The sequence below is a fragment of the Novipirellula sp. genome (assembly GCF_041583735.1).
Lineage (GTDB): Bacteria > Planctomycetota > Planctomycetia > Pirellulales > Pirellulaceae > Novipirellula.
In genome coordinates this window covers 1-6418 of the sequence record NZ_JBFHFD010000495.1, presented here as the reverse complement: position 1 = coordinate 6418, position 6418 = coordinate 1, and the positions used below count along the sequence as shown (strand labels likewise).

Annotated in this window: 6 protein-coding genes; 2 read left to right on the top strand and 4 right to left on the bottom strand. The window is 57.3% G+C overall.

What is annotated here, in order from left to right; genetic code table 11:
- Positions 1-227: DUF1559 domain-containing protein (locus ABX962_RS26655; protein ID WP_372723936.1), on the top strand; the 227-nt coding region annotated here is incomplete at its 5' end.
- A gap of 95 nt (positions 228-322) precedes the next feature.
- On the top strand, positions 323-796 hold the full coding sequence (locus ABX962_RS26650) for a carboxypeptidase regulatory-like domain-containing protein (RefSeq protein ID WP_372723934.1): 474 nt from the start codon (positions 323-325) through the stop codon (positions 794-796).
- A 304-nt stretch (positions 797-1100) separates the two neighbouring features.
- On the opposite strand, the gene ABX962_RS26645 is transcribed toward ABX962_RS26650, so the two are convergent.
- The 4 genes from ABX962_RS26645 to ABX962_RS26630 all read right to left on the bottom strand — a co-directional run.
- Positions 1101-1853, bottom strand: coding sequence for a ThuA domain-containing protein (locus ABX962_RS26645; protein WP_372723932.1), 753 nt, complete (start codon positions 1851-1853; stop codon positions 1101-1103).
- Positions 1854-1927: 74 nt separating this feature from the next.
- Positions 1928-4147: an amino acid permease gene (locus ABX962_RS26640; protein WP_372723930.1), complete on the bottom strand. Its 2220-nt coding sequence runs from the start codon at positions 4145-4147 to the stop codon at positions 1928-1930.
- A 123-nt stretch (positions 4148-4270) separates the two neighbouring features.
- Positions 4271-5893 carry a phosphoglycerate dehydrogenase gene (gene serA, locus ABX962_RS26635; RefSeq protein ID WP_372723928.1) on the bottom strand — a complete coding sequence of 541 codons (1623 nt, stop codon included), beginning with the start codon at positions 5891-5893 and terminating at the stop codon, positions 4271-4273.
- 67 nt (positions 5894-5960) lie between these two features.
- Positions 5961-6418: aminotransferase class V-fold PLP-dependent enzyme (locus ABX962_RS26630; protein ID WP_372723927.1), on the bottom strand; the 458-nt coding region annotated here is incomplete at its 5' end.

Sequence of the window (6418 nt, the reverse complement as noted above, 5' to 3'; positions counted from 1 at the left end):
GTGCTTACGGCGGTGGTAACGATAGCTGGGGCACCTATTCGCCCTCGAGCGAACATCAAGGGGGTGTGCAGACGCTGATGTTTGATGGTGCGGTCCGCTTTATTACTGATTCCATCGACTCGGGGAACCTCAATGCACGTCAAGTCACTTCCGGTGAAAGCCCGCATGGGGTTTGGGGAGCGATGGGATCGATGGACGGAAAAGAAACCGTTTCCTATGACGGTTGATTTTGATTTGTCTCGTTTTCCTTCTCACCCCATCATCACGATCCGTGCTGATGCGGGGGTTTTATCTTATGTTGAACAGAATTAGGTGTTTGCAGATGTATCGAATCGCGTTTACTTGCGTGTTGCTTGCAGTGGTTTCCGGGTGTGCCTCTGAAGAAAAGCCCGATGGCCTTCCGGTGCTCCATCCGGCCGAGATCACTGTGCATCAAGGAGGCGCTCCGCTGGTCGGCGCCAGCGTCCAGCTCGTCTCGACTGACCCCATGCTTAGCAGGTGGGTTTCAGGAGGAAGTACGAACGAGAACGGCGAAGCCGTGGTCATGACCCACGGCAAGTACGTCGGTGTTCCGGCCGGCACGTTTAAGGTGACCGTGAACAAGACCCAGATCGAAGGTGCTGCGGCAGGCAACGACCCAGGATCCTCGAGCGAAGCTAAAATGTTCGATCTTGTTGACGCCAAGTACCGAGCCGTAACCACCACTCCGATCGAAGTCGAGATCTCTGCAGGGGAAAACAAGCTGGACGTGATCGAAGTCGGTGCGGCGGTCAAAGACGCCGCGGCGAAGTTGTAGGTCGTTGACGGCGTTACCGCCGAAACCCCTCGGTATCAAAATCGACAGGGCAGAAGGACAATCATGGATTGTTCTCTGCCCTGTTTTCGTTTGCGCGACGCCGCTAGATCAACTAGAAGCAGTAGCGGATTCAGGCAAGCTTATCAACGTTAAGCAGGATCAATAAACCGATCTGTGAAAGCACGTCGGGCTCGGGATAAAAAGCGAAAAACTCGACCCCATTCGCCAAAACCGGCCCATTCGCCAAATCTGGTTTCCGTGGGAATGTTGGTGGTGGTTGTTGCCCTCGCGGTGCCACGCTCGACTATTTCTCAAGCGACCACTTGATTGCGTTGAGCAGCAATGCGGGAAGCACGTCACCGGCGAAGTCGTCACGATGGCCGAGCGAGGTGTAGAACGATTTGCCGCCGTCGGCTCGAGTGAAGGTCCATGCAATCGGCTCACTCCCCTGCCCTTCCACTTTACCGTCCATCAGCACGGCGGCGCCCTCGGCAAGCGGAGCGACCTTGTAGAGCGAGCCGCCGGCGACGAAGGGTTGCCTGCGGATGCCATCCAGAAGGAGTTTAGGAATCGCGTCGTCGCTGCGAAAAGTGACCTTTGCTTTGAGGTCATTTCCATAGTGGTTGGTGTAACTGCCGCCAAACACGTCGGCGTCCCAGTGGAGCCATTGGTCATGCCCGGCGGGCGATTCTTCGTTGCGTAGTAAGAACGCGTGATTGGCGGTGCGGATACCAATCACCGGTTTGCCATTGGCGACATAATCGCGGATCAAATCCAATTGAGATTTTGGCAGTGCCCTGCGGCGGACACTGATTAGCAGCACGTCGGCGTCCTTGACCGCTTCGATTCCCGCCAGCGTATTTTTGTCGTCGGGCTTGGCATACACCAACGTGGTGCGAAAGTCATGCTGCAGATGTGCTTCGGCAAACTTTGGCAGCGTTTGGTCGGTCTCGTATTCTCGCTCGGCGATCAGTATCACGACATGTGGTTGTACGGCCAACACCGGAGTGACGATACAGAAAGGAAGCAGTAACCCAAGCAGCGTGCGAAGACTCATCGGGGGAAATCCTAGTTCTAGGGGCGGGAAAGATTTTCTAACATAACGGCTGGGGATGGGCCCGGAAACAACGGCTATCCGCGGCTGCTGATTAGGATAATTGGGCAATCGGTTCGATGGGCCAGTTCGCAAATGAAATCGCCGAACAGTTTTTCTCGTCGGCCGACTCGCTGCACACCGAGGATCAAGACGTCGGCTTCGCTGGCTTGTTCGGCAATCGTTTCGAGTGGCTTGTTGCTGGTCACCACTTTGGCGCTGGATTGCGAGCAAAGGTCGTGCGCCAAGTGACGCAGGTCCCGATTGGCGCGTCGAATGGAATCGTCGGCGGTGTCGTTGGGCATCACCCTTAGAAAGGTGATGTCACGCGGTGCGGACCGTTTCATGCTTCCCAATAGCATCGCCAGCAAATGTTCGTGGCCTCCGCGACCCGCAATCGGCACCAGCACTCGGCGAGCATCTTTGAAGTGCCAGTTTTCGCGTGATCTTAAAATGACCACGTTTGCATCGAGTTGCCCCAGCAGTGATTCGAGCTGAGCGGCTTGGCCGTCTTCGCTGATCTTGCTCAGCCCCAGCAGCACTGAATCGCAGCGATGTAGTCTCGCCACTCGATCGATTTCCGCCATCGGTTCGGCGGCGATCGTGGTCAGTGCTTCGACGCGAATCCCCGATTCGTTCGAGGCTCGCAGTAATTCGTGCATCACTTCTTGCGATCGTTCAATGGGCGAGTGGTCGGTGCTCGCGTCCCAATTGGCGGGCGGCACAACAATGGTTTGCGTCAACACGCGGCCGATCTCGGCGGGCACCAGCGCGTCGGCTAGCGAGATCATGGCTTCGGCGTTGTTGGGGTTGGCGATCGGGACAAGCACCAGCGGCGTGCGGCCGCGAAGCGTGGCGAGTTCAGGATCAATCGCGATGCTGGAAACATCCATCACGCGGGCACGCGGTGCGAATAGGCTTAGAAACAGGATCCCGCCAATCGCGAGCCAGCTGACCGTGATCAGCCCCGCTGCGGGGACCACGATTCCCTGAAACACCGCTAGCCCCATGCAAGCGAAACCGCCGACGACCGGGATCATGGGAAACCAGAGCGTGCGAAACGGTGGCGGATGGCGTCGACTTCGCCGCCGGATCAGGAACGTCAATAAATGCGAAATGGCAAACGTGACCAGAAAGATCAAGCTCGATGCAGCGCCGGCGGCTCCCACGTCCGGAAGCACCAAGGCGATCACCGAGACCAGCGCTGCCGTGACGACAATGGCCATGACCGGGGTGCCACGATGCGCACTGATGACGCTCATGATCGGAGGTAACGCGCGATCCGATGCCATCGCTTGAGCAATTCGTGAAGCTGCGAATAGATTCGCTTGGAGCGCCGAAAACATCGACAGCACCGCTGCCACAATCACGAACCAGTAGCCTGTCGGACCGAGGTAAGATTCTGCGGCGGTCGCGACGATGCCTTCGGGGTTCTCGCGGGCAAGTTCGCTAATCGTTTGGCCTGGGGGCGTTCCGGCGGTGGTGATCACAAACAGCAGGGGCAAATAAATCGCTAGCGCAATCAGCAGCGACAATACCATTGCTCGCGGGATCGTTTTCGCCGGTTGGCGGACCTCTCCGCCCACCGCGGCAATCAAATCAAATCCTTGCAATGCGATGAAGGTGTAGCCCATCGCTTGGACCAATCCTCCAAAGCCAGCGGTAAAAAACGGAGTCAGCGACGTCGTCGTTTGGATCGTGCCCTGACGCGCGACGACCACGAGTCCCGATAGAATCAATAACGCGAACACCGCCACCTTGGCAACATTAACCCAATGCCCGCCGCCAGAGGATTTCCGCGTCAAACTGAACGCCAATAACGCGGTGGTCGCAATCGCCGCCGCGGTTTTGAACCACCCGGTGTGCAGCCAATCCGCAGCACCATCGCCGCGATACGCTTGCCAAAGATCGCTGGCCATGATGATGGCAAAGTGGGCGAAGCCGATTGCATACAGCACCGAGGCGACGATCGATGCAAACCACACGACCCAGCCGACGGCAAAGGCGGCTTCGACCGACAACGCCTTTTTGGCAAACGTATAGGTGCCGCCAGACTCGGGGAATTTTGAGGCCATTTCCGCAAGGCTCAGTGCGGTCAGCAGTGCGATCACGCCGTTCAGAGCGAACGCCAACATCGCCGCGGGACCGGTGGTTGCAAACGCCGTCCCGGCGAGTGCCAAGATGCCTCCGCCCACGATCGCGCCCACCCCGATTCCGGTGGCGCCGACGATCCCGATGTGGCGTGAATGCGAAGTCATCAAGTCCCCATGGTTTGCAGTCGTAGGCAAGCCGCTTGCAAACCCACGCGTGATGCGATGGCACCACGCGTCGTGAAAAGACCTGTTGTTTTCAGCAACAAGGCCAGGCTTTGGCCACTAGGTTTACGACAACCAGCTTGGCAGTTCGCCTGCTTTGGGCAGGTCGATAATCTTGACTTGCGTGACCGCGTCGATGCCTTCGACTTCGGCCAATGCATCCGCAGGAACGTCGCCGTCGATATTCAACACGCCAATCGCGGAACCGCCGGGGGCATCGCCTTCGCGGCCCACAGCCATCTGCGCGATATTGATTCCATGAGTGCCAAATACGGTTCCCACGCGACCGATGATTCCGGGTACGTCTTTGTGCGCGAAAATCAGCAGTTTGCCATCGAGGAACGATTCCAAACGGTATTCATCCAACATGATCAAACGTGGCATGTTTTGACCAAGCACGGCACCGCCGACAATGATGCTGCGGCCGCCGCCGGAAACTTTCACGGTGATGCTCGATGCGAATGCACCTTTATCGCGATGCTTTTCTTCGGACAGTTCGATGCCGCGCTCGCGAAGCAACATTTCCGAGTTGACGATGTTGGCGTCATCGACAATCCGCTCGAGCAGGCCAGCGCAAAATGCGTTGTTGACCACGCGAGTGTCCTTGCTGGCAATTTCGCCGCGATAGGTAATCGAAACGTGATCGATTCCACCGCCGTGCCATTGGCACGCTAGCAGACCAAGCCGATGAGCGACATTCAAGAAACCACGCAGTTCTTCGAGCGTCTTCGGATCAAGCGATGCGACATTGACGCTGTGTCGGATTTCGCCGGTTTGTAAGTAGTTGATCAGCAAGTGGATGCCTTCGACCGCGACTTGAGTTTGAGCCTCTTCGGTGCTCGCTCCGAGGTGCGGTGTGCAGACAACGTTGGGCATGCCGAACAGCGGGCTGTCGGTGCACGGTTCGTTCTCGAACACGTCCAGTGCCACGCCGCCTAGGCGGCCGCTCTTGAGACCTTCGACCAAGGCGTCGATGTCGTAGATGCCGCCACGAGCCGCATTGATCACTCGCAAACCGGGTTTGACTTTGTCCAGCTGAGCGTGGCTGATCAAACCCTTGGTTTCGGGGGTTAGTGGAGTGTGCACGGTTAGGTAGTCAATTTGCGGCAGCATCTCGTCGACCGTAGCAACGCGTTTGACGCCGATCGCCGAAGCTTGTTCGTCGGTCAAGAACGGATCAAACGCGACGACTTTCATGTCGAACGCGATGGCTCGCGAGGCGACTTCGCGTCCGATGCGTCCCATGCCGACGATGCCCAGCGTTTTACCGGCAACCTGGGTGCCCATGTACTTTTTGCGGTCCCAGCGTCCTTCGACGAGACCCTGGTTGGCCGCAGGAATGTTGCGGCTCAGTGCCAACAGTAATGCAAACGCGTGCTCTGCGGTGCTGACGGTGTTGCCGGCCGGAGTGTTCATCACGACGATGCCGCGGCGCGTCGCTGCGGCCTTGTCGATGTTGTCCGTTCCCACACCTGCTCGCACTAACGCACGCATCCGGGTGTTGCCTTCGAGCGATTCCGGAGTGATTTTGACTCCGCTGCGAAGAATAGCTCCGTCGAACTCATTCAATGCGGTTCGTAAGTCTTCACCCGAAAGCCCGGTACGGACTTCATATTCGACGTTCGGGGAAGCGTCGAGGATATCGAGGCCTTCTTGTGCAATGTTGTCGAGGACGAGAATGCGATGCATGGCAGGAGTTGTTGGGAGAAAGGGAGCGAAAAAGTGGGGAACGTTGGGAGCGGTTCGGGTTGCGAGACTAGCCGTTCTTTTTAGCAAAGTCGGTCATGAATTTGGCCAAGGTTTCGGCGCCTTCGATCGGCATCGCGTTGTAAACACTCGCTCGAATACCACCGACGCTGCGGTGACCTTTCAAGCTGGCCAAGTCATGGGTTTGGGCTTCGCTGACGAACTTTTTCAGTAGTTCATCGCTGGGCAAGTTGAACGTGACGTTCATCTTCGAGCGACAGCAATCGACTGCGTGACCTTGGTAGAATTCGCTGTGCGAATCGATCACATCGTAGAGCATTTGCGATTTTTGCTCGTTCAATTTTGCCATCGCATCGAGGCCACCGATGTCGTTGGTCAACCAGCGAGCGACTTTGCCCAGTGCGTAAATGGCAAACGTCGGCGGGGTGTTCCATTCGGAATCGGCTTCGGCGTGGTTCTTGTAGTTCAAGTAACCCGGCAGCTCGGTTTTTGCACTGTCGACCAAAT

What these genes read in the sequence shown, in the direction of transcription:
- ABX962_RS26650 (WP_372723934.1), top strand. Translation starts at nt 323, where the DNA reads ATGTATCGAATCGCGTTTACTTGCGTGTTGCTTGCAGTGGTTTCCGGG.
- ABX962_RS26645 (WP_372723932.1), bottom strand. Translation starts at nt 1,853, where the DNA reads ATGAGTCTTCGCACGCTGCTTGGGTTACTGCTTCCTTTCTGTATCGTC.
- ABX962_RS26640 (WP_372723930.1), bottom strand. Translation starts at nt 4,147, where the DNA reads ATGACTTCGCATTCACGCCACATCGGGATCGTCGGCGCCACCGGAATC.
- serA (WP_372723928.1), bottom strand. Translation starts at nt 5,893, where the DNA reads ATGCATCGCATTCTCGTCCTCGACAACATTGCACAAGAAGGCCTCGAT.